Here is an 18,766-nt window from a genome sequence, read left to right on the forward strand (position 1 = left end):
CCCCCGAGTCCAGGGGACTCGAGGGCGGACAGGCCGGACAGGGCCGGATTTAGCGCGGGGGGGAGCGGGTGGCGCGGGCGGTCGCCGTCTTGCGGCGGCTGGCCAGCGCGAGCGCCGTCAGCACTCCGGCCACGAGCACGGGCATGCCACCCGTCGCGGAAGCGCCGCAGCCCGCGGCCGCCATGGCCTCCTCGGGGGAGGCGTTGCCGGGGACAAGGCCCGCGGTGCCGGGCGAGGTGCCCGTGGGCAGCTGGGCGATGGCGCCCGAGTCACCCGCGGCCCCGTCGGAGTCGGGCGGGCCCTCGGAGGGGTCGGCCTGCTCGGGGACGGGAGCCGACTCGGGCTCCGCGGCGGCCACCTCGTTGGAGATCACGTCCTCGCGGTGGGTGCTCTGGGTGAAACCATCGTGGTAGACGATGCCCTCCGGGGCGATGGACGCATCACGGTACAGGCCCAGCTTGAGGTAGTTGCTCTGGTTGGAGAACTGCGTGGCCATGTACGTCTTGGGCACGACGACCTTGCCGTCATGGAACAGCTCGATGAAGCCGGTGTCCTTCTTGGGCGACCACTTCACGTGCAGCACGAAGTCATTCCAGTGCTCGCGCTGCAGGGGCTTGGTCCAGAGGATCTTCCCGCTGCTGCCGCCCACGCGCAGCTTCATCTGATCTCCCGCCACGTACATCTCGAGCGGGGGAGAGCCGCTGTTGCCCTCCTGGTGCCACTGGGTGAAGAGCGCCCACTTGTTCGACTTGGGGAAGCTCTGGGGGAAGAGCGTGCTCCACTTGTAGTAATACTCGGAGCCGGGGGTCTCGTGGCTCAGGTAAACCAATTCATTGCGGTTGCCACTGGCGTTGATGGGATTGTCTCCCTTTCGCACGGTGACCTTGAGCGCGTATTTGCCCTCGCGAACGGGCGAATTGACGACCAGCAGGCGGTTCGAGTTCACGCTCTGCTCTTTGTCCCACTGCGAGAGGTTGCCCGTCTCGAGGTCGCCCTTCCACACGACGGCGGCCGAGGCCAGGGTGGGCAGTAGCAGCGCGAGGGGGGCAATGTTCAACAGTCGCTTCAATCTCTGTCCTTTCGTCGTTGAGCCCACAAGGACAAGTGGCGTCTTTTTCAACTTCCCGCGATGCCTCCCTGTCACCCCTCCGAGTGACAAGATCCCGCTTCCTGGCTCGTGTTCCCGCCCGGCGCCCGAGGGCCCGCTGGGTGGCCCTCGGGGCGAGGAAGCACGAAACCGTGGAGGATCAGGCGGTTAGCGCCGCGGCATGGTGCCGCAGGTGGTCCGCCATGAAGGTCGAAACGAAGTAATAGCCGTGGTCATAGCCGTCCTGGGTGCGGAGTGTCAGGGGCTGACCCGCCTGCTCGCAGGCCTGGCGCAGTAATTCTGGCTTTAATTGCTCCGTGAGGAACTTGTCGCGCGTGCCCTGATCCACCAGGAGCGGGGGGATTCGCGCCCCGCCGCGCAGCAATTCCGTGGCATCCCACGCGCGCCAGGCCTCGGGGTCCGGACCCAGGTACTTGCCGAAGGCCTTCTGTCCCCAGGGACAGCGCACGGGAGCGCTGATGGGGGCGAAGGCGGAGACGGAGCGGTAGCGGTCCGGCTGGCGCAGGGCGCAGATGAGCGCGCCATGTCCTCCCATGGAGTGGCCGAAGATGCCTTCGCGATCCATCCGGGCGGGGAAGTGCTTGCCCACCAGCTCGGGGAGCTCCTGGGTGACGTAGCTGTACATGCGGAAGCGCGGGGCCCAGGGAGCCTGGGTCGCGTCCACATAGAAGCCGGCGGCGGTGCCCACCTCCCAGTCGGCGTCCTCCTGGGGGATGCCGGTGTGACGCGGGCTCGTGTCGGGGACGACGAGCATCAGCCCCAGCTCCGCCGCGAGCCGCTGGGCCCCCGCCTTGATCTGGAAGGTCTCCTCGGAGCAGCTCAGGCCGGAGAGGTAGTAGAGGACGGGCACCTGGGTGCCCGCCCGGGCCTGGGGCGGCACGTAGACGGAGAAGCGCATCTCCCCGCCGCACGCCTGGGAGGTGTGCTTGTAGAAGCCGACGGTGCCGCCGAAGCAGGCGTGCTCGGAGACCGTTTGAAGGGTCGTCTCCATGGCTAGTACTTCACCACCGTGCGGATGGACTCGCCCTTGTGCATCAGGTCGAAGCCCTCGTTGATGCGCTCGAGCGGCAGGGTGTGGGTGATGAGGTCATCCACGTTGATCTTCTTCTCCATGTACCAGTCGACGATGCGGGGCACGTCCGTGCGGCCGCGCGCGCCGCCGAACGCGCTGCCCTTCCACACGCGGCCGGTGACGAGCTGGAAGGGCCGGGTGCTGATCTCCTGGCCAGAGGCGGCCACGCCGATGATGATGCTCTCGCCCCAGCCGCGGTGGCAGCACTCGAGCGCCTGGCGCATGGTGTTCACGTTGCCGATGCACTCGAAGCTGTAGTCCGCGCCGCCACCGGTGAGGTTGACGAGGTAGGGCACCAGCTCATTGGCGGGCATGTCGGCCGGGTTGACGAAGTGCGTGAGCCCGAACTTCTCCGCCATCTCGCGCCGCCGGGGATTCAGGTCCACGCCGACGATCTGATCCGCGCCCACCAGGCGGCACGCCTGGACAACGTTCAGGCCGATACCGCCCAGACCGAAGACGACCACCTTGGCGCCCGCCTCCACCTTGGCGGTGTAGATGACGGCGCCCACGCCCGTGGTGACGCCACAACCGATGTAGCAGACCTTGTCGAAGGGGGCGTCCTCGCGGATCTTCGCCACGGCGATCTCCGGCAGCACCGTGTACTGGGCGAAGGTGGACGTGCCCATATAATGATGGATGGGATCCTTCCCCAGGTGGAAGCGGCTCGAGCCATCCGGCATCAGGCCCTTGCCCTGGGTGGCGCGGATGGCCGTGCACAGGTTCGTCTTGCGCGACAGGCACGACTTACACTGGCGGCACTCGGGCGTGTAGAGCGGGATGACGTGGTCGCCCTTCTTCACCGAGGTGACGCCCGGACCCGTGTCCACCACGATGCCCGCGCCCTCGTGTCCGAGGATGCTGGGAAACAGCCCCTCGGGATCCTTGCCGGACAGGGTGTACGCGTCGGTGTGGCACAGGCCCGTGGCCTTGAGCTCGACGAGGACCTCACCCGCCTTGGGGCCCTCGAGTCGCACCGTCTCGATGCGCAGGGGTTTGCCGGGTTCGAACGCGATGGCGGCCTTGATGTCCATGGGGATGCGGCTCCGTTGAGGGGGGCGGGGAAAGACGAAACGCCGCGGAGCGTAATGGAGGGGGCTCGCGCGGCCTTCGGAGATCTTCTTCACCGTCCGAAGAATTGCGCTTGGGCGGGGGCGAGGTAACACATGCACCCTACATGAGTGGCGAGGTCGACAGAGCACGTGGACGCGGGGGGCCCGGAGGGACACGGGCCCTGGTGGCGTCGCTGTTGCTCGCGGTGTCGGCCTCGGGCTGTATCGATCTCGAGGAGAACCTCCCTCATGCGCACGGCCCAGCCGCCGTCCGCCCCGCTCCCCCCGCGAGGCACGCCGTGCATGTCCCCCGTTCCGCCGCGAGTATCCGGGGAACGTTGCTCGTGGGCCTGGCGGTCCGCGAGTCAGAAGCCTCGTCCCCCAGTCCGAGGACTCCCGTCGCGACGGCGAGTCCCCGTGACACGCACCGGTGGGCACACCCGGTGCCATCCCCCGAAGTCGAGGGCCAGGCGCGTACGCTCCGTGAGGCGGTAGCCGGAGTCACGCGCCCGGGGACGGAGGCGGTACAGGGCCGGATGCTGGGAGTCGTCCGGGGCAGATGGATTGATGCCCCGAGGTCACACCCCGCGTTGTCTCCGTTCGGTGCGTTGAACGACAGTCTCCTCGCGCGCGCGGGGCCCGGGACTCCAAGGCCGCTTGTTGTCGCGAGGCGTCATCCCCAAGTCACCGCGCACTTCGATGCCATGAGGGCCCCAGCAGCTGGGGTGGGTGTCGAGCGGGGGGGACGCTCACATGAAGCGGGGAGTCGTGATCCGGGCCACGAGGTCGTGTGCGCTCGTGGGGTTGGTTTTGTGTCCGATGGGCGCGCGGGCGGGTGCGTCCAGTCTGTCCTTTCCCGTGGTGTTGCCGGAAGGCAGGGGATTGCCCACGCGGATGGGTCCGGGGTCCAGCTCGCTGGAGGGCCCCTGGTGGTACGGGTGGCTGGAGGGTCAGGAGCCCGTGCTCTGCCCGCCGAGCAGCTGTTCGCCACCACCTGGGGTGGACGCCTGGCGCGTCTACCCCCAGACGAACCCGGGCCATTGGCGGGCGGGCGTCTCGCTCGGGACGCCGGGCCAGCCCGTGAGCGTGTCCGAGGTGGATTGGAGCGACACGCTCGAGAACACCACGTGGTCCACCGCGTCGCGCGTGCGCGTGGAAACCACGCTGTACACCGTGCTCGACGAGCCCTTGCCGGCCTACGAGATGCTGCACCTGCCGGAGGTGGTGGGCGAGTGGGGCGTGCGGGCCACGAACGAGGAGCCTTCCCGGCCCTTGCTCATCGAGAGTGGGGAGGCCACGGTCATCACCCCCTGCGCGCGGCTCACCGTGCAGAAGCTCGCCGCGTCCGCGGAGGGCACTCGCCCCCGGGACGAGGCCTTCCGGTGGAACGCGGTCGCGGGCGAGTGGACGGGCACCGCCGCCACGCTCGTCAATCAGTCCCTCTGGGAACAGGGGGCGGAGGGCAAGGGTCTGTCCGCCGGGGTGGATGCCCGGGGGAAGGCACTGCTGCGGTATGACTGGGAACCCGGGCGAGCGGTGTTGCCGCCGCACGTCTCCGCCGCGGGCTGGTACCGTCTGACGCTCAGCCTGGATGGGAGCGTGGCGGGAGGCAAGCGCTGTGGCTCCACCGTGCTCAACACCTCGGTCACCGAGGCGGAAGTCGAAGCGGGAGCGCCGTACCGCGCGGTGATCGACGCGGTGTGGAACCTCACCTACCTGGATGTCTACCTCCGCCAGGAGGACGGGCCTCCTCCGTCCTGACGGGCTCGGGGGTTCGGCTCAGAGGTCCGCGGGCGTGTCGTAGGCGGGCGTCAGGTCGGCGCCGTACACGGTGAGCAGGTGGTAGATGATGACGTTGCTCACCCAGAAGAAGAGGGCGGGGAAGCTCACGTACACGAGCGCCGCGCCCGGCCACACGTGCAGGTGCTTGCCGGTGAGCTCCACCGCCATGAAGCCCCCCACCCACTCGCCGGCCCAGCAGATGGCCGAGGCGATGCCAATGCGCGTCCACAGCCGGAACTGCTTGGGGTGGAACCAGTAGTAGTGCAGCGTCCACATGAGGAACACCGAGCCCACCCACAGCACCATGCTCCCGAAGGAGAACCACCCGTAGGGCGAGTCCGGATACACCCAGCCATACGTCCCATTCGCGGCCTTCCAGGCCTGGTTCTGCAGCAGCTCGAGGAGCCACAGCAGCGGGGCGACGTAGAGAATCTGGGTGGCGAGCACCCGGGCGTAAACACTAAACGGACGGCGCTGGGCGGCGTGGGACAGTGCAATCGCGTTCATGGTTCCCTCCCTGGACACCTGGCGGCGTCGTGGATGCCGCTACTTGCCTCGGTTGGGGGCCTGGCGGCTTGTCTGGAGCCGTCAACCGCTTCCATCAGGGCGCCAATCGTGAATGGACTGCGCCTGGAGGGCGTTGCCTCTCCCCTGGCGGCCCGGCCCGTGTCAGGCTCGGGGTCATGTCCTCGACCCCTACCCGCGACATGCCCGATTACGAGGCCACCCGGCGCGACTTCCAGTGGGAGCGCCCCGAGTTCTTCAATTTCGCCACGGACGTCACCGACCGCTGGGCCCGCGAGCGCCCCGACGCGTTGGCGCTGCACTGGAGCGACGAGGGAGGGCGGGAGCGCGTCTTCACCTGGAGGCAGGTGCGGGAGCGCTCGTTGCACGCGGCGCGATTCCTCACGGGACAGGGGTTGGGCAAGGGCGACCGCGTCTTCGTGATGATGCCGCGCGTTCCGGAGTGGTGGTTCCTCGTGTTGGGGTGCATCCGCGCGGGCATTGTCTTCATGCCGGGCACGCCCATGCTCACCCCCAAGGACGTGCGCTACCGGCTGGAGGCCGCGGGTGCCCAGGCCGTCCTCACGGAGGCGAGCTGTCTGGACCGGTTCGAGGGGTTGGTGGGGACGGACGCCGCGAAGTGCTGGGTGAGCGTGGGCCCGGTCCCCCCGGGCTCTCCCTGGGTGGAATACACGTCCGCCGAGCAACCGGAGGCCGCGGAGGACACCTTCGCGCGCACGCGGGCGGAGGACCCGATGTTGCTCTACTTCACGTCGGGCACCACGGGCATGCCGAAGATGGTCCAGCACACCCAGGCGAGCTACGGCCTGGGTCACCAGGTGACGGGCCGCTATTGGCTGGACCTGACGCCGGAGGACCGGCACCTGACGCTGTCGGATACGGGCTGGGCCAAGTGCGCCTGGGGCAAGCTGTTCGGCCCGTGGAGCCAGGGCGCGTGCAACGTGGTGTACGACTTCCGGGGCCGCTTCGTCGCGGCGGCCTTCCTGCGGATGCTCGAGCGGCAGCGGGTGACGACGTTCTGCGCGCCGCCCACGGCGTGGCGGGCGCTCGTGCTCCAGGACCTGTCCCGGTATGACCTGTCGTCACTCCGGCACGTGGCGAGCGCGGGCGAACCGCTCAACCCCGAGGTCATCGACGCCTGGAAGAAGGCCACGGGGCTGCACATCCGCGAGGGCTACGGACAGACGGAGTCGGTGGTGGTGGTGGGCATGTTCCCCTCGCTGGAGCCGCGCGTGGGCTCCATGGGCAAGCCCTCGCCGGGCTTCGACGTGTCCATCATCGACGACGAGGGACGGGAAGTGGCCTCGGGCCAGGAGGGGGACATCGCGGTGCGCGTCAAACCGGAGCGGCCCGTGGGGCTCTTCGACGGCTACCTCCAGGACGACGCGGCGAACGAGACGGCCTTCCGGGGTGACTGGTACGTGACGGGCGACCGGGCGGTGAAGGACGCGGACGGCTACTTCTATTTCGTGGGCCGACGCGACGACGTCATCAAGACGTCCGGCTACCGGGTGGGGCCCTTCGAGGTGGAATCGGCGCTCATCGAGCACGAGGCCGTGGCCGAGTCGGCCGTGGTGGGCGTGCCGGACGAGCGCCTGGGCCAGCGCATCAAGGCCTACGTGGTGCTGGCGCCGGGCTTCACGGGCTCGAGTGAGCTTGCGCGTGAGTTGCAGGAGCACGTCAAGCGCATCACGGCGCCCTACAAGTACCCGCGCGACATCGAGTTCGTGACGGATCTGCCCAAGACGGTGAGTGGGAAGATCCGCCGCACGGACCTGCGGGCCCTGGCGCTACAGGGACCCGCCGCGAAGGACTGACCGCGTCCCCTGGGTCCGCGGCGTGGCGGCTGTGCTCCTCATGCCGTACATTCAGGCGGAACCTTCACGGACAGACTGTCATGCTCCAGCGCATTACCCTCGAAAACTTCAAGAGCTACAGGTCCGCGACCCTCCCACTCGCCGAGTTGACGGTTCTCATCGGCGCCAATGCCTCTGGGAAGAGCAACCTCATCGAGGCGATCCAATTGCTGGCTTGGATCGCGCGTGGGCGCAGGTTGGGCGAGTTGGTGACGGTGCTCAAGGATCGGGAACTCTCCGTGCGAGGCACGCCGCTCGATCTCACTCATGGAGGGACAGGGCGGTTTGGCTATGACTGCGTCATCACGGATGATTCAGGAGCGGACCTCCAACTCGAGATGAAATTGGAGGTGAACGAGCTGGGAATGCGGATCGTGGACGAAAAGCTCTGGACTCTGAGCGCCGAGACCGGGTCTCCGCTATACCAGCTCGAGGTTCCGGCGAACGAATACGGCAATGAAATACAGGTCTCCTACAATAACTTCGCGCGTGGCGGTAAAAAGCCACGGGTGCTTTGTATTGACCAGCAGGCGGTCTTCACCCAGTTGACGACGCCCGCGCGGTTTGGGAGCGCGCACGCCCGTTCGCAAAAGGAGATTCCGGCCGCGGCCGAGCGACTGCGCCGCACCCTGGAGGCGGTCCTCTTCCTGGACCCTGTGCCCGGGCGGATGCGTGACTACAGCTTCATCGTGGAGCGGGTCCTGCGGGGAGATGGCGCCAATGTCTCGGCGGTGCTCCATGAGCTCTGTCAGACCCCCGAGAGCAAGGAACAGGTCCTGGAGTTCGTCCGCTCGCTGCCGGAGCAGGACATCCTGGACATTGAATTCCTGGAGGGGCCTCGTCGAGAAGTGATGGTGAGGCTGATGGAGTCTTTTGGCGGGCAGGAGCGCGCGACGGACGCCGCGCTCCTGTCCGACGGTACGCTTCGCGTCCTCGCGATCGCGGCGGCGCTCCTGTCCGTGCCCGAGGGCTCGATGGTGGTCATCGAGGAGATCGACAATGGTGTCCACCCGAGTCGCGCTGAAAGCCTGCTCAATCACATCCAGAACGTGGCGAAGTTGCGTGCGCTGCGCGTGGTTCTGACCACCCACAACCCCGCACTGCTGGACGCCATCCCCTTGGAGTCCATTCCGAATGTCGTCGCGTGCTATCGGGATCCGGAGGAGGGGGACAGCCGGCTGATACGGCTGCTGGACCTGGAGCGTTACCCGGAGTTGGTGGCGCAAGGCCCTATCGGAAGGCTCGTCACCAAGGGCATCCTCGACCGCTTCCTCAAGAATCCTCCCAATCTTGAGGAAGACCTCCAGCGGACTCAGAACCTTTTCGACTTTCTCCGGCAGTCAGGAGAGGACACATGAGCGCGAATGTGGTGTTGATCGACACCAGCGTGCTTTGTGAAATCCTCGCGGTGCCTGGCATGTGCTCGGATGCCGAGCATTTCCGGACGGAACTGGAGGAGATGGTCGAATCAGGCGACTACACCTTGTTGCTTCCCATGACGTCGATCCTGGAAACAGGGAATCATATCGGCCAGTGCTCGATGAACGGCAACGTCAGACGGAAGGTCTCTCATCGCTTCGTGCACTTCGTGGGTCAGGCTCTCAGGGGCGAAGTACCGTTCCGGCCAACTCCCTTCTTCGAGGTCGAGGCACTCGCGGAGTGGCTGGCCGAGTTTGCCGATTGGGTCATGCGGTCGGACTCCAGCGGCAAGGGCAGTGGACTGGGAGATCTCACCATTCAGAAGGAATGGGAGCGGCAGTGCGCGCTCAATTCCGGACGGAGGGTTTACGTCTGGTCGCTGGACAAGCAACTCCAGCGCTACGACAGAGCACCAACGCTTTGACGTGGACTGGGTGGACTTGAGCCGAGGGGGGCTTGCCTGCCCGCTTCTGATGACTCACACGAAGTGCGGGAGCGCCACTAAAATGGGGCAGGCTTAGGCCATGGGCGTGAGCATCAACGTGGCTCACTTGGGCGGCTGGTGCTCCTGACGGAGGACTTCGGTCGACACGTTGCGGCGGAGCGGTTCCAAGATGAGGACCACCCACGCCGTCAGGGGGGCGGGCAGGACGACCAGGCCGAGGATGAACAGCAGTCGGATGATACGAAAGGTGAAGCGCGAGCAGGCGCGCGCGAAGGTGCGCAAGGCCTTGGGAATCAAGGTCATGGTGGACTCCTCCAGCTGAAAGACTTTCCAGGTACCGGACCCCGGAAAGGCTCAGTGGAGGAGCGCGCGATGAACCAGGAAGAGGCGTTGCGGCGGCGCCGCGGTGTGCGCCTCCCGGATGGACGCCGTGAACGCCGCGGGAGCGGGGACCCACGGGGACACCGGGACCGCGCGCCCGAGGTGGATGGCCGATTCCAGCGCCGGGCGCTGCGTCGGCTCGCGGCGCTGGACCCACGCGGCCACCGCGGTCTCGGTGGCCGGATGCGCATGCGCCGGTATGCTGGCCCCGAGGACGGTGAGGCACGCCAGTACCAGCCTCAACCCTCGGGCGATGGGATGTGGGAAGCCGCGCATGAGGCCTCAACGTGACCATGAATGCGCGGATGTCAAACGCCGGAGCGTGACGGACCTGCCGAAGAGGGTGTTGAATAGGGGCTGGCTCGGAATTGAGTCTGAGCGGGGGGGGGGGTGCAAATTCGTTCCACCCCCAAGGACCGGGTGCCATGACGGCGCAGAACCGCTCGCGAGCCCTCCGTTATCCGGGGGCCATCCTTCTGCGCAACCCGGCTTGGGCGCCACCGAGCATTGCAGTAAGCTTCCAAGAAGCTGCTGCCACGTGTGGTTCCTCGGCCTGTACGTGAGAGGGGGGATCGAATGGGACTCAGTGAGGATTTGAAGCTTTTAGCGGAGCAGGTGAAGAAGCGGCAGGCATTCATCAAGGGCGAGGAAGCCACGAAACAAGCCCTCATCTTGCCGTTTCTCCAAGTTCTCGGTTACGACATCTACGATCCCACCGAGACCCAGCCGGAATACGTAGCGGACTTCGCCAAGAAGCGGGGCGGAGTGATGGAGAAAGTTGATTACGCGCTCCATTTGAAGGGGCAGCCCGCCATCTTCATCGAGTGCAAAGCCGCGGATGTAGCTCCTGAGGATCATGATGGCCAGTTGGCGCGCTACTTCAACGCCACGCCGTCGGTGCGTATCGGAATCGTCACCAATGGTCTGCGCTACCGCTTCTTCACGGACCTCCAGTCGCAGAACATGATGGACTCCGCTCCGTTCATGGAGTTCAACCTGCTCTCGTTCACCGACCGGGATGTTGACTCGATTCGTCCCTTCACCAAGGAGGCGTTCAACTCGGATTCCATTCAGGGATTCGCGCAAGAAATCATTTTCGTTGGAAAGGTCACCAACCTCATCAACGAGCTACTGCGCAACCCGTCGGAGAGTTTCGTTCGGTTCCTGCTTGCCGAGGTCGAACTCGTCTCGGGACGCGTGACGAAGGGAGTGGTGGAGCGCTTTATTCCCATCGTCAAGAAGTCCATCCAGACGACGCTGCTCGACATGATGACGAAGTCCATCCAGCAGGAGATTGCCCAGCCGAACGCAACGGCTGCCGCGCCTTCATCCGTGCCGCCTCCTGCTGCTTCTCCCGCCGAATCGCTTCAAGCCGCCGCTGTCGCGGTTGAACCAGTCCCCTCCTCGGCTCAGGCCGAAACGACGGAAGCGGAACTCGAAATCTTCAGGGTTGTTCAGCGGATCTGCTCTGAATCTTCAGTCAAGCAGGCCGTGAGCTACAAGGACTCCGCCAGCTACTTCGGTATCAACCTGGGTAAGGTCACGTCCTGGTTCCTGCGTGCCTTCACCAATGGGAAGAGGAAGTCCCTCGTGACGCGCGTTCCCATCGAGCAGGCCTCGATGCTGGCGAAAGGTTTCGAGGTGGAAGCCACTCCCGAGAGCCTTGGCAAGAGCCGTGTGTACTTCAACACGACGAGTGACATCGAGAAGCTACGAGCGCTTGTCCTGGTTGCCTACGAAGATGAAGCGAAGCGCCAGAGTTCGCCCATCATCGAGGGTAACGAGTCTCCAAAAGAGATCGTGGTGAACTAATCCGGCTCATTTCATCGCGCGCCAGCCTCGGGTGGTGGACCCCGAGGCCACGTGATCGGGGCAAGCCCACTTCCGCGCTTCATGCGACGGAGCCGCGGACGTCCCGGTTCATGGACCGCGCATGGCGCAAGCCCCCCACACTCCGAATGGGGGGCAGGGTCAATCCTGGGTGAGGGTGCGGAACACGGCTGGCAACTCCTTGTGACCCAAGCCCGCGCCGATGGCGCGCTTGTAGTTGTCGAGCAACTCTTTCGGAAAGCGCGTGCTGATGCGGGCGTCTTCGCTCAGTCGGACGATGTGCTCGATTGCCGCGACGTGGGTGTTCAGACTGCACTGGTCACCAGAAAAGTCGTTGCTCTCGACCATGCCCCGCGCCGCGTCGGCGGTGACGGAAATCAAACCGAGGAAGGCGTCCTTGTGGGAGAAAAAGGTTTTCGGGTCAAGACCTTCCGCCTTACACATCGCCGCGGCGTGGAGGAATGCCAGGGAGCTCCCGTAGTAGGCCTCGAGAATCGCGCAGTCGAGCGTCGCGGCGGAACCGATCTTCTCGTCGACGTAGATCGAGTTCTTGGCTATCGCCTGGAGGGTTTCGAGGTGCCGGTCGAAGACCGAGCGCGACCCGGCGTAGAAAACCGTCGCGTAATCGGTGGCTACGAAGCTCGGATAGGCGAGTATCGCGGCGTCCAGGTAGTCCACGCCGCGTTCCTTCGCCCACTCCAGCCCCGCGCGAGCATCCGCGGGTGAGCCGCTGGTGAGCTGAACGAGAGTCGTTCCGGCGAGCGCCGGCGCGACGCCCTCGGAGGAGAGCAGTTCGAAGCAGGCGGCGTAGTTGGACAAGGAGATGACTACGAGCTCTCGTCCCGATACGGCCTCGATCAGATCCTCGAACGCGATAGTACGACCGCCTACTGCTTTTGCTTTGCTTGGAGTCCTATTCCAAACCGCGACTTCGTGACCAGCCGCCGCGAAGGCTCGTGCCAGTGCGCTTCCCATGAGGCCACTGCCGATCACCGCTATTTTCGTGGGATTCTTCGGGGCCATATCCCATCTCCTTTTATTGCGGGTCTCTCCACTCGCCGCCTGCCCCCACGCGAGGAGCAGGCGGAAACCTCCTGTGCTACGGACCGGCTCCAGTCTGGAGCCGGTCCTTGACGGACTCACGTCGAGCGCGGTGAGGTTTAGTACTCGAACGAGATACGCGTGCCCGTCCGGCTGTTGTTGTCCTCGATGAGCTCGGGGACTGCGTTCCCGGCGTCCGCGATGGCTCCCAGGTAGTAATCACCCAAGCCCGCCGACCTGGTGTACACTTGGACGGAGCTCGTCTCGCATTGGCCGGGGGCCAGGTTGTTGGTGAAGGTCAGACCCACGGGATAGTCGGAAGGCACGCCCGGGGCCGTAGGAGGGGTGATGACCGTGTCCTGGGACAGGAAGAGTTCCACCGGGGTGCTTCCAGGCTGCGTGCCCTGGTTGCACACTTCGAGCGTGGCGGTGATGGGCTCTCCCCTCCGGATGCGCGAGGGGCCCGTCACCGACGCCACCACGAAGTCCGGCCGGTTCCCCACGCCCAGCCTACTGCCGGTATGGACATTGTTGTCCTCGAAGAACTCGGGGGTGTTGTTGGGCACGTCCACCGCGGCGCCGAGGTAGTTCGCTCCTTCCATGACGCCGTAGGTGGAGCCCTCGATGGTGACCGTCTGGCAGTCGCCCGGCGCGATCATGTCCGTGGGGGTACGATTCACCAACACGTCGGGTGAGGCCTGGGACGGCACGTGAGGTGTGATGATGGCGTCCGGGGACACGTACAAGTCGACAAGCGTTTGATCCGTCAGCGTACCCTGGTTGCAAACCTCGATATGGGCGGTCAGCGGTTGACCCGGCTGGATGCTGGCGGGACCCGTCACCGACTTGATGACGAAGTCCGACCGCCAGCCCACGCCGATGCGGCTGCCCGTGCCGACGTTGTTGTCCTCGACGAGCTCGGCCACGGCCATGGCCGGGTCCACGCGGGCGCCGAGCGTGTATGTCCCTTCGGCGATGGGGGCCGGCGTGCCCGTGAGGGAGGTGGTTCGGCACTCGTTCGGGGCCAGCGCGTTCACGCTCGCCGTGCCCATGGGGACGCGGGCGGCCGTGCTGGAGGTGAGGAACAGCTCCACCTGCGTCGCGCCCGATGGGGCGGTGCCCTGGTTGCAGAGCTGCACGGTGGCGGCGACCGAATCGCCTGGCTTGAAGCTCGTGGGACCGCTGACGGACGCCACGATGAGGTCGGGGCCCGTGCCGATTCCGAATCGGGGGCTCAGCTTCGTGTTGTTGTCCGGGATGAGTTCCGTGGTGAAGCGATACGAATCGATGATGGCGCCCAGCGCGTATGCACCCTCGGCGACGCCACCCGGGTTGCCCGTGAAGGACAGTGTCCGGCACGTGCCGGGTTCGAGCTGGCCCGAGAGCTGCTCTCCCAGACGCACATCCGTGTGGGGATTGGGGGGAATGTGAGGCGTGATGATGTCATCCTGGGTCAGGTACAGCTCCACCGGGGCGACTCCCGGCTGTGTTCCCTGGTTGCACACCTGGACGCTGGAGGTGAGTGGCTGCCCGGGGAGCGCGCTCGTGGGGCCCGTCACCGACGCCACCACGAAGTCCGGAGCGGCGCCCACGCCGATGCGGGTGGCCGCCAGCGTGTTGTTGTCCTCGATGAGCTCGGACACGTTTTGCGCGGGGTCCACGATGGCGCTCAGGTAATACGCGCCTTCTCGGTGGACGGAGGCTGACACATTCAGCGTCTCCGTCTGGCATTGGCCTGGCGCGAGCACGTTCATCGAGCGTGTTCCCAGCAGAAGGTCCGAGGCGGGCGTGAGCGGCGCGGCTGGTGTGACGACCGTATCCGCCGACAGGTACAACTCCACGTTGGGCGTGCCCGGCGCTGTCCCGGGATTGCACACCGTCACGGTCGCGGGGAATGCCTGGCCGGGCATGACGCTCGTGGGGCCCGTCACCGACGCCACCACGAAGTCCGGCCGGTTCCCAATCCCGATGGCTTTTCCTGCCCGCACGTTGTCGAGCGTGTTGGTCTCGAAGAAACCAGGCTCCACGATGGCACCCAGGAAGTACGTCCCTTGAATGTCCACGGAAGCACGTACGTTCACCGTCTCCGTCTGACATTGACCGGGAGCAAGCCTCGCCAGGTGGATTTGCTCCAGCCGGAGGTCCGACGCCGGCGTGAGGGGGACGTCCGAGGTGATGACCGGGTCCGTCGACAGGAAGAGGTCCACGGTGGTCGCGCCCGGCTCGGTGCCTTGGTTACAGACCTCCACGGTGGTGGCGAACCATTCGCCTTCACGGACGCTCGCGGGACCCTTCACCGAGGTCACCGCGAAGTCGGGGGACGGATACCCGGCTTGCTGTAAGGTCTGCTCGCGCGTGTTCTCTCTTGCTGAGAGATTGGAACCGCCGCCGGGGTGGAGGTTGTCCCCACTTGGGGATTCGCCACACGCCGCGATCGTCAGCAACGTCGCGATTCCCGTGGCACATCGGATAGGCCTCTTGCGTGCGTTCATGCATGTCTCCTCGAGTGGTCCGCCGGCCCGGCTTCTGAGCGACCTGCCTGACGAGGAGATGCATGGGAAATTCAAGTCATCCGTGAATGATGCACGGCCGCCGGAAGGACACATCCCGCGCCCTCTCGTTCTTGACGATGCGGCGAGTGCTCGTTATTCGGCGCATCATGACCTCTTCTTTCTCGGCTTTCTCTTCGTGTCTGCGCATGGGATCGCGCTTCCTTCTATTGACGCTCTCGGTCCTCGCGGCCTGTCATGACCCTGGCCCCGAGCAGCCCAAGGCCACTCCCATCACCGAGGCACGCAACCGCGACAACGGCACCCAGGTGACCGTGGAAGGGTATGTCACGGTGCAGCCAGGCGCTCTCGCCTCGGGTATGGGCAATGAGGGGTTCGCCCTCCAGGACAACACCGGGGGCATCTACGTGAAGCTGGCGCGGAAGCTCGATTTCGGGTTGGGCGCCCATGTCCGTGTGACGGGCACGCTGAACCAGGAGAGCAATCTGCGCATCCTCGAGAGCGAGCCCGACTCCGTCGAGACGTTGGAGGGCACTCAGCTGGTGGGCGCCAAGGACGTGCGCACCGGCGGCGTCGGAGAGTCCACCGAGGGCTTGCTGGTGCGTGTCTCCGGAAAGATCACCCAGGCCATTCATGCGGAACTGCCCTACGGCTATGAGCTGTATGTCGATGACGGCTCGGGCGAGGTGCAGGTGTACATCCATGCGTCGGCTGGCTTCGATCCGGCCACGCTGAGCGCCCTGACCGTGGGCCAGGACCTCCATGCGACGGGCTTGTCGGCGCAGTACGAGAACACCTATGAGGTGGTGCCCCGGCAGCCCTCGGACCTCGTGGTGCGGTAGCTTCACTTCGCCAGTGGCACGCCCAGGTCCTGGAGGATCTTGAAGTCGAGCACCAGCATGCCGCCCCAGGAGAAGGCGGCGTCGTTGGCGAGGTCGAACTGGGCGAAGGGCATCACCGAGAGGAGGTCGAGGAAGCCCACCCGGGGCCCCACGCCGAGGTGGAGCGGGCGGTTCTCGGCATCCTCCACGCGTTTGGACCACATGAGCTGCGCCCCCACGCCGAACTTGAACTCCTTGGCCCACGAGCGCGCGTAGGGCGCCCAGTTCATCGGCCGGAAGTCGAGCGCCGTGTAGGGGCCCAGGTGCTCGGCAGCGAAGAGGTTCACCGAATCGCCATACACACCGGCGGACCAGTACCAGGAGGGGACCTTCAAGGCCGTGCCTTTCTCATCGAAGCGCCACTCGCCCAGCGAGCCCCCCAGGTGCAGCCCGAGTCCCGTCGAGCCGGCCCAGCTCCCCCGGTAGCGGTAGCCCAGGGCGAGCGGGCGGATGAAGAACTGCAACCGCCGGCCGAGGGGATTGGGATCGCGCCACTCCGAGTAGGACTTCGCCTCGGGACACGCGGCCTGCTCGCCGCTCTCGTTCCGGGGATTGGGAAGGCGGCACGTGTCGCACTCGTCGCCGACCCCATCGTTGTCCGTGTCGGCGTGCTCGCCCTCCTTCACGGGCACCCGTGGGCAGAGATCACAGGCATCCCCCGCGCCATCTCCGTCACTGTCTTCCTGGCCGGGATTCGCATCGAGCGGGCAGTTGTCGGCGCACGCCTGCATCCGTCCGGGATGGCAGGGGGGCGCCTCCGTCTGGCCTGGTGGCACGTCCGCCACGCCATCCCCGTCGCTGTCGGCGATGGGCTCGGGCCCGGAGGCCGGTGGGGTCTGGGCGGAGGCCGGAGTCAGCGCGAGCAGGAGGACGGCGGTCAGGGTGAGCGGAGCGGAGCGCATCAGAGGCAGAGTCCGAAGACGTTGGAGTCACTGCACAGCCGCGAGTGCTCCGCTGCGGGCAGGCGGCGGATGGTGGCCTCGTCCTGCACCCACGAGGGCAGCCTGTCGCGTGTGAACTGGTCCGGGACGAGGGTGTCGCCGTCCACCGAGATGATTTCCTCCGTGCTCGGGAAGTGGGGGAGCCGGAAGGGAGTCTTCAGGTTGTTGCCCTGGAGGATGCGGATGAAGTCGAGCTTGCTCAGGGGTTCGAAATAGCCAGTCGTGGTGGCCCGGTACAGCGCCCGCGCCCGCTCGAGCATGCTCCGGTCGATGTGCCGCGAGAGGTCCACGGGCGCGCCGGGCGCGGGCAGGAGCCCGGCGTTCATCCACGTGGCGTCGAGGAGCAGGTCGGGGCGGTTGGGGTTGCCCCGGGTGACGCTCCATCGCGGCAGCATCTGGTAGAGGGAGGGCCAGGTGCGCGCCACCTCCTTGGGGATGGAGTTCTTGAAGAAGGTTCCCTCCAGCAGGGCGAGCAGCGCGCTCACCGTGCCGAAGAAGGGCACGCCCACGAAACTCACGCCCTGGACGAGCCGGGCCAGTTCCTCGGCGCCGAGGATCCGGGCCGCCGCCAGGACCACCAGCCCTCCCTGCGAGTGCGCCACCAGCCGCCAGCGATCACCGAGTGGCGCCATGGCCTTGAGGTGATCGGCGAGGCGCTTGCCGCTGTAACGGATGTCCAACCGCCAGTCGTAATCGAAGAACTCCCACTTGGGGAGCGCGTGGTCGAAGGGCTCGTAGGCGAGCGTCATGTACCCGCCGGTGGCGAGCGCGTTGTGGAGCGGCTCGAGCGCTTCCGGATCCGGTCCGTATTCGCAGCGCAGCGTCTGCCCGGCATTGGCCTGGGTGAGGAGTTCGAAGATGGTCGCGGCCCGCGCTCCGTTCGCGGCCTGATAGAGCACGCCTCCCGTTCCTGGAATGACCATCTGGCGGCGCGACATGGAATTCCCCCCTGAGCCTCGGGGGATCCAACACCCGACACACGCGGAGGGCAAAGCGCCCCGCGGCGGCAACGGCTATCACCTGACAGACCGGAACAGCGAGTCCCGGAGAAATGTCAGGATTTCCGCGTGGAGGACCGGCTGGAACGCGAGACGGTCGAAGCCCTCTGGATCCTGGGACGGCGGAAACCCAGGCTTCGTCATCGATGGGGGAAACGGGCTTTGAAAGGAGAAATGGCCCGCGTTCGGGACCACCCGATGGTCGATGCGTTGGGGATGGGGAACGCCTCGCGAGATGAGCTCCGCGTGGAAGGCGGGCGTGTGCTCATCGCGCTCCGCCGTGCGCATCAGGATGGGAAGATCGACGTCGGCGAGCGCACCCTCGGCCATGAACCAGGGCGACGCGGGCGCGAGCAGAACCAGCGCGCGGACCCGAGGGTCGCGAACGACTGGGAGGGCGCGTGCTTGTCCATGGGGCTCCTCGTTCGGAAAGGAGGACGGGCGTCCACCGGCCACCGCCAGCGCGGTATAGCCGCCCAGGGAATGGCCAATCACGCCAACTCCCTCGGGCGACAGCCACTTGCCCAGATGCTCGTTCGCGGCAACCGCGTCGAGCACGAGGCGCACGTGGCGAGGCCGGTTCTCGAGATTCGCGGCCGTCCCCGCCAGGCGGTTGTCGGAGCGGCTGTTGCCCGGATGCTCCAGGAGCGCCACGACGAAGCCGGCGCGAGCCAGATGCGCCGCCATCCCGCGATAGGTCCAGGGAGACCCGCCCGTGCCGTGACTGATGACGACGAGCGGGAGTCGCTCACCTTCCACCGGAGCGTCGGGGGCGACGGCGAGCGGGTACGGCCCGAAGTGCTCGAGGTGTTCAGGTGCTCGCGTCGGGTAGAGCACCCACACGGGGATGCGCGCGCCTTGGACCTCATCCGCGACGTCCAGTGCACGGCAGCCGACGGTCACTTCTGACTGAATCCGAGAATCA

General features: G+C 66.3%; 17 protein-coding genes and 1 pseudogene. 7 read left to right on the top strand and 11 right to left on the bottom strand.

What is annotated here, in order from left to right:
• Positions 1 to 49: 49 nt before the first annotated feature.
• The 3 genes from MEBOL_RS22015 to MEBOL_RS22025 all read right to left on the bottom strand — a co-directional run bounded on the left by MEBOL_RS22015 (position 50) and on the right by MEBOL_RS22025 (position 3,214).
• Positions 50 to 1,069: a polysaccharide lyase family 20 protein gene (locus tag MEBOL_RS22015; RefSeq protein WP_095979295.1), complete on the bottom strand. Its 1,020-nt coding sequence runs from the start codon at positions 1,067 to 1,069 to the stop codon at positions 50 to 52.
• A gap of 178 nt (positions 1,070 to 1,247) precedes the next feature.
• Positions 1,248 to 2,099, bottom strand: coding sequence for an S-formylglutathione hydrolase (gene fghA, locus MEBOL_RS22020; RefSeq protein ID WP_095979296.1), 852 nt, complete (start codon positions 2,097 to 2,099; stop codon positions 1,248 to 1,250).
• Positions 2,100 to 2,101: 2 nt separating this feature from the next.
• Complete coding sequence (locus tag MEBOL_RS22025; RefSeq protein WP_095979297.1) at positions 2,102 to 3,214, bottom strand: S-(hydroxymethyl)glutathione dehydrogenase/class III alcohol dehydrogenase; 1,113 nt, start codon at positions 3,212 to 3,214, stop codon at positions 2,102 to 2,104.
• Between the two features lie 771 nt (positions 3,215 to 3,985).
• On the opposite strand from MEBOL_RS22025, the gene MEBOL_RS22030 reads away from it, so the two are divergent.
• A complete protein-coding gene (locus MEBOL_RS22030; RefSeq protein ID WP_157775356.1) occupies positions 3,986 to 4,993 on the top strand; it encodes a hypothetical protein in 1,008 nt (335 codons plus the stop codon).
• 18 nt (positions 4,994 to 5,011) lie between these two features.
• Here MEBOL_RS22030 and MEBOL_RS22035 read toward each other — a convergent pair whose 3' ends face one another.
• Entirely contained in the window at positions 5,012 to 5,521 is a 510-nt protein-coding gene (locus MEBOL_RS22035; protein ID WP_095979299.1) for a hypothetical protein, read from the bottom strand.
• Between the two features lie 176 nt (positions 5,522 to 5,697).
• On the opposite strand from MEBOL_RS22035, the gene MEBOL_RS22040 reads away from it, so the two are divergent.
• The 4 genes and pseudogenes from MEBOL_RS22040 (at position 5,698) to MEBOL_RS22050 (ending at position 9,238) form a co-directional block, all read left to right on the top strand.
• A complete protein-coding gene (locus tag MEBOL_RS22040) occupies positions 5,698 to 7,356 on the top strand; it encodes an acetate--CoA ligase (RefSeq protein ID WP_179956282.1) in 1,659 nt (552 codons plus the stop codon).
• A gap of 80 nt (positions 7,357 to 7,436) precedes the next feature.
• Positions 7,437 to 7,715: pseudogene (locus tag MEBOL_RS44125) on the top strand (AAA family ATPase); the annotation flags it as partial.
• 45 nt (positions 7,716 to 7,760) lie between these two features.
• Positions 7,761 to 8,753, top strand: a complete 993-nt coding sequence (locus tag MEBOL_RS22045; RefSeq protein ID WP_245918727.1) for an AAA family ATPase — start codon at positions 7,761 to 7,763, stop codon at positions 8,751 to 8,753.
• Entirely contained in the window at positions 8,750 to 9,238 is a 489-nt protein-coding gene (locus tag MEBOL_RS22050) for a hypothetical protein (RefSeq protein ID WP_095979302.1), read from the top strand. Before MEBOL_RS22045 ends, MEBOL_RS22050 begins: the two co-directional genes overlap by 4 nt.
• Before the next feature lie 123 nt (positions 9,239 to 9,361).
• Here the strand turns inward: MEBOL_RS22050 and MEBOL_RS22055 are convergent, their stop codons facing one another.
• Together MEBOL_RS22055 and MEBOL_RS22060 are read right to left on the bottom strand one after the other, a co-directional pair.
• Complete coding sequence (locus MEBOL_RS22055; RefSeq protein WP_095979303.1) at positions 9,362 to 9,562, bottom strand: hypothetical protein; 201 nt, start codon at positions 9,560 to 9,562, stop codon at positions 9,362 to 9,364.
• 51 nt (positions 9,563 to 9,613) lie between these two features.
• The gene (locus tag MEBOL_RS22060; protein ID WP_095979304.1) at positions 9,614 to 9,916 is read right to left on the bottom strand and encodes a hypothetical protein; all 303 of its coding nucleotides are present in this window, start codon (positions 9,914 to 9,916) and stop codon (positions 9,614 to 9,616) included.
• 300 nt (positions 9,917 to 10,216) lie between these two features.
• Between MEBOL_RS22060 and MEBOL_RS22065 the strand changes: the two genes are divergently transcribed.
• Positions 10,217 to 11,452: a type I restriction endonuclease gene (locus MEBOL_RS22065; RefSeq protein ID WP_095979305.1), complete on the top strand. Its 1,236-nt coding sequence runs from the start codon at positions 10,217 to 10,219 to the stop codon at positions 11,450 to 11,452.
• A 159-nt stretch (positions 11,453 to 11,611) separates the two neighbouring features.
• Here MEBOL_RS22065 and MEBOL_RS22070 read toward each other — a convergent pair whose 3' ends face one another.
• Both MEBOL_RS22070 and MEBOL_RS22075 read right to left on the bottom strand, forming a co-directional pair.
• Positions 11,612 to 12,493, bottom strand: coding sequence for an NAD(P)-dependent oxidoreductase (locus MEBOL_RS22070; RefSeq protein ID WP_095979306.1), 882 nt, complete (start codon positions 12,491 to 12,493; stop codon positions 11,612 to 11,614).
• Positions 12,494 to 12,630: 137 nt separating this feature from the next.
• Complete coding sequence (locus MEBOL_RS22075) at positions 12,631 to 14,808, bottom strand: CARDB domain-containing protein (protein ID WP_170115564.1); 2,178 nt, start codon at positions 14,806 to 14,808, stop codon at positions 12,631 to 12,633.
• Positions 14,809 to 15,209: 401 nt separating this feature from the next.
• Between MEBOL_RS22075 and MEBOL_RS22080 the strand changes: the two genes are divergently transcribed.
• Positions 15,210 to 15,863, top strand: a complete 654-nt coding sequence (locus tag MEBOL_RS22080; RefSeq protein WP_245918729.1) for a single stranded DNA-binding domain-containing protein — start codon at positions 15,210 to 15,212, stop codon at positions 15,861 to 15,863.
• 2 nt (positions 15,864 to 15,865) lie between these two features.
• Here MEBOL_RS22080 and MEBOL_RS22085 read toward each other — a convergent pair whose 3' ends face one another.
• From MEBOL_RS22085 to MEBOL_RS22095, 3 genes are all read right to left on the bottom strand, one after another.
• Positions 15,866 to 16,804 carry a thrombospondin type 3 repeat-containing protein gene (locus MEBOL_RS22085; protein ID WP_095979309.1) on the bottom strand — a complete coding sequence of 313 codons (939 nt, stop codon included), beginning with the start codon at positions 16,802 to 16,804 and terminating at the stop codon, positions 15,866 to 15,868.
• Positions 16,804 to 17,781, bottom strand: coding sequence for a lipase family protein (locus MEBOL_RS22090; protein ID WP_095979310.1), 978 nt, complete (start codon positions 17,779 to 17,781; stop codon positions 16,804 to 16,806). Before MEBOL_RS22090 ends, MEBOL_RS22085 begins: the two co-directional genes overlap by 1 nt.
• 78 nt (positions 17,782 to 17,859) lie before the next feature.
• Complete coding sequence (locus MEBOL_RS22095) at positions 17,860 to 18,744, bottom strand: alpha/beta hydrolase family protein (RefSeq protein WP_218920809.1); 885 nt, start codon at positions 18,742 to 18,744, stop codon at positions 17,860 to 17,862.
• Positions 18,745 to 18,766 lie beyond the last annotated feature (22 nt).

The organism is Melittangium boletus DSM 14713, from assembly GCF_002305855.1.
In the GTDB taxonomy this organism is placed as follows: domain Bacteria; phylum Myxococcota; class Myxococcia; order Myxococcales; family Myxococcaceae; genus Cystobacter; species Cystobacter boletus.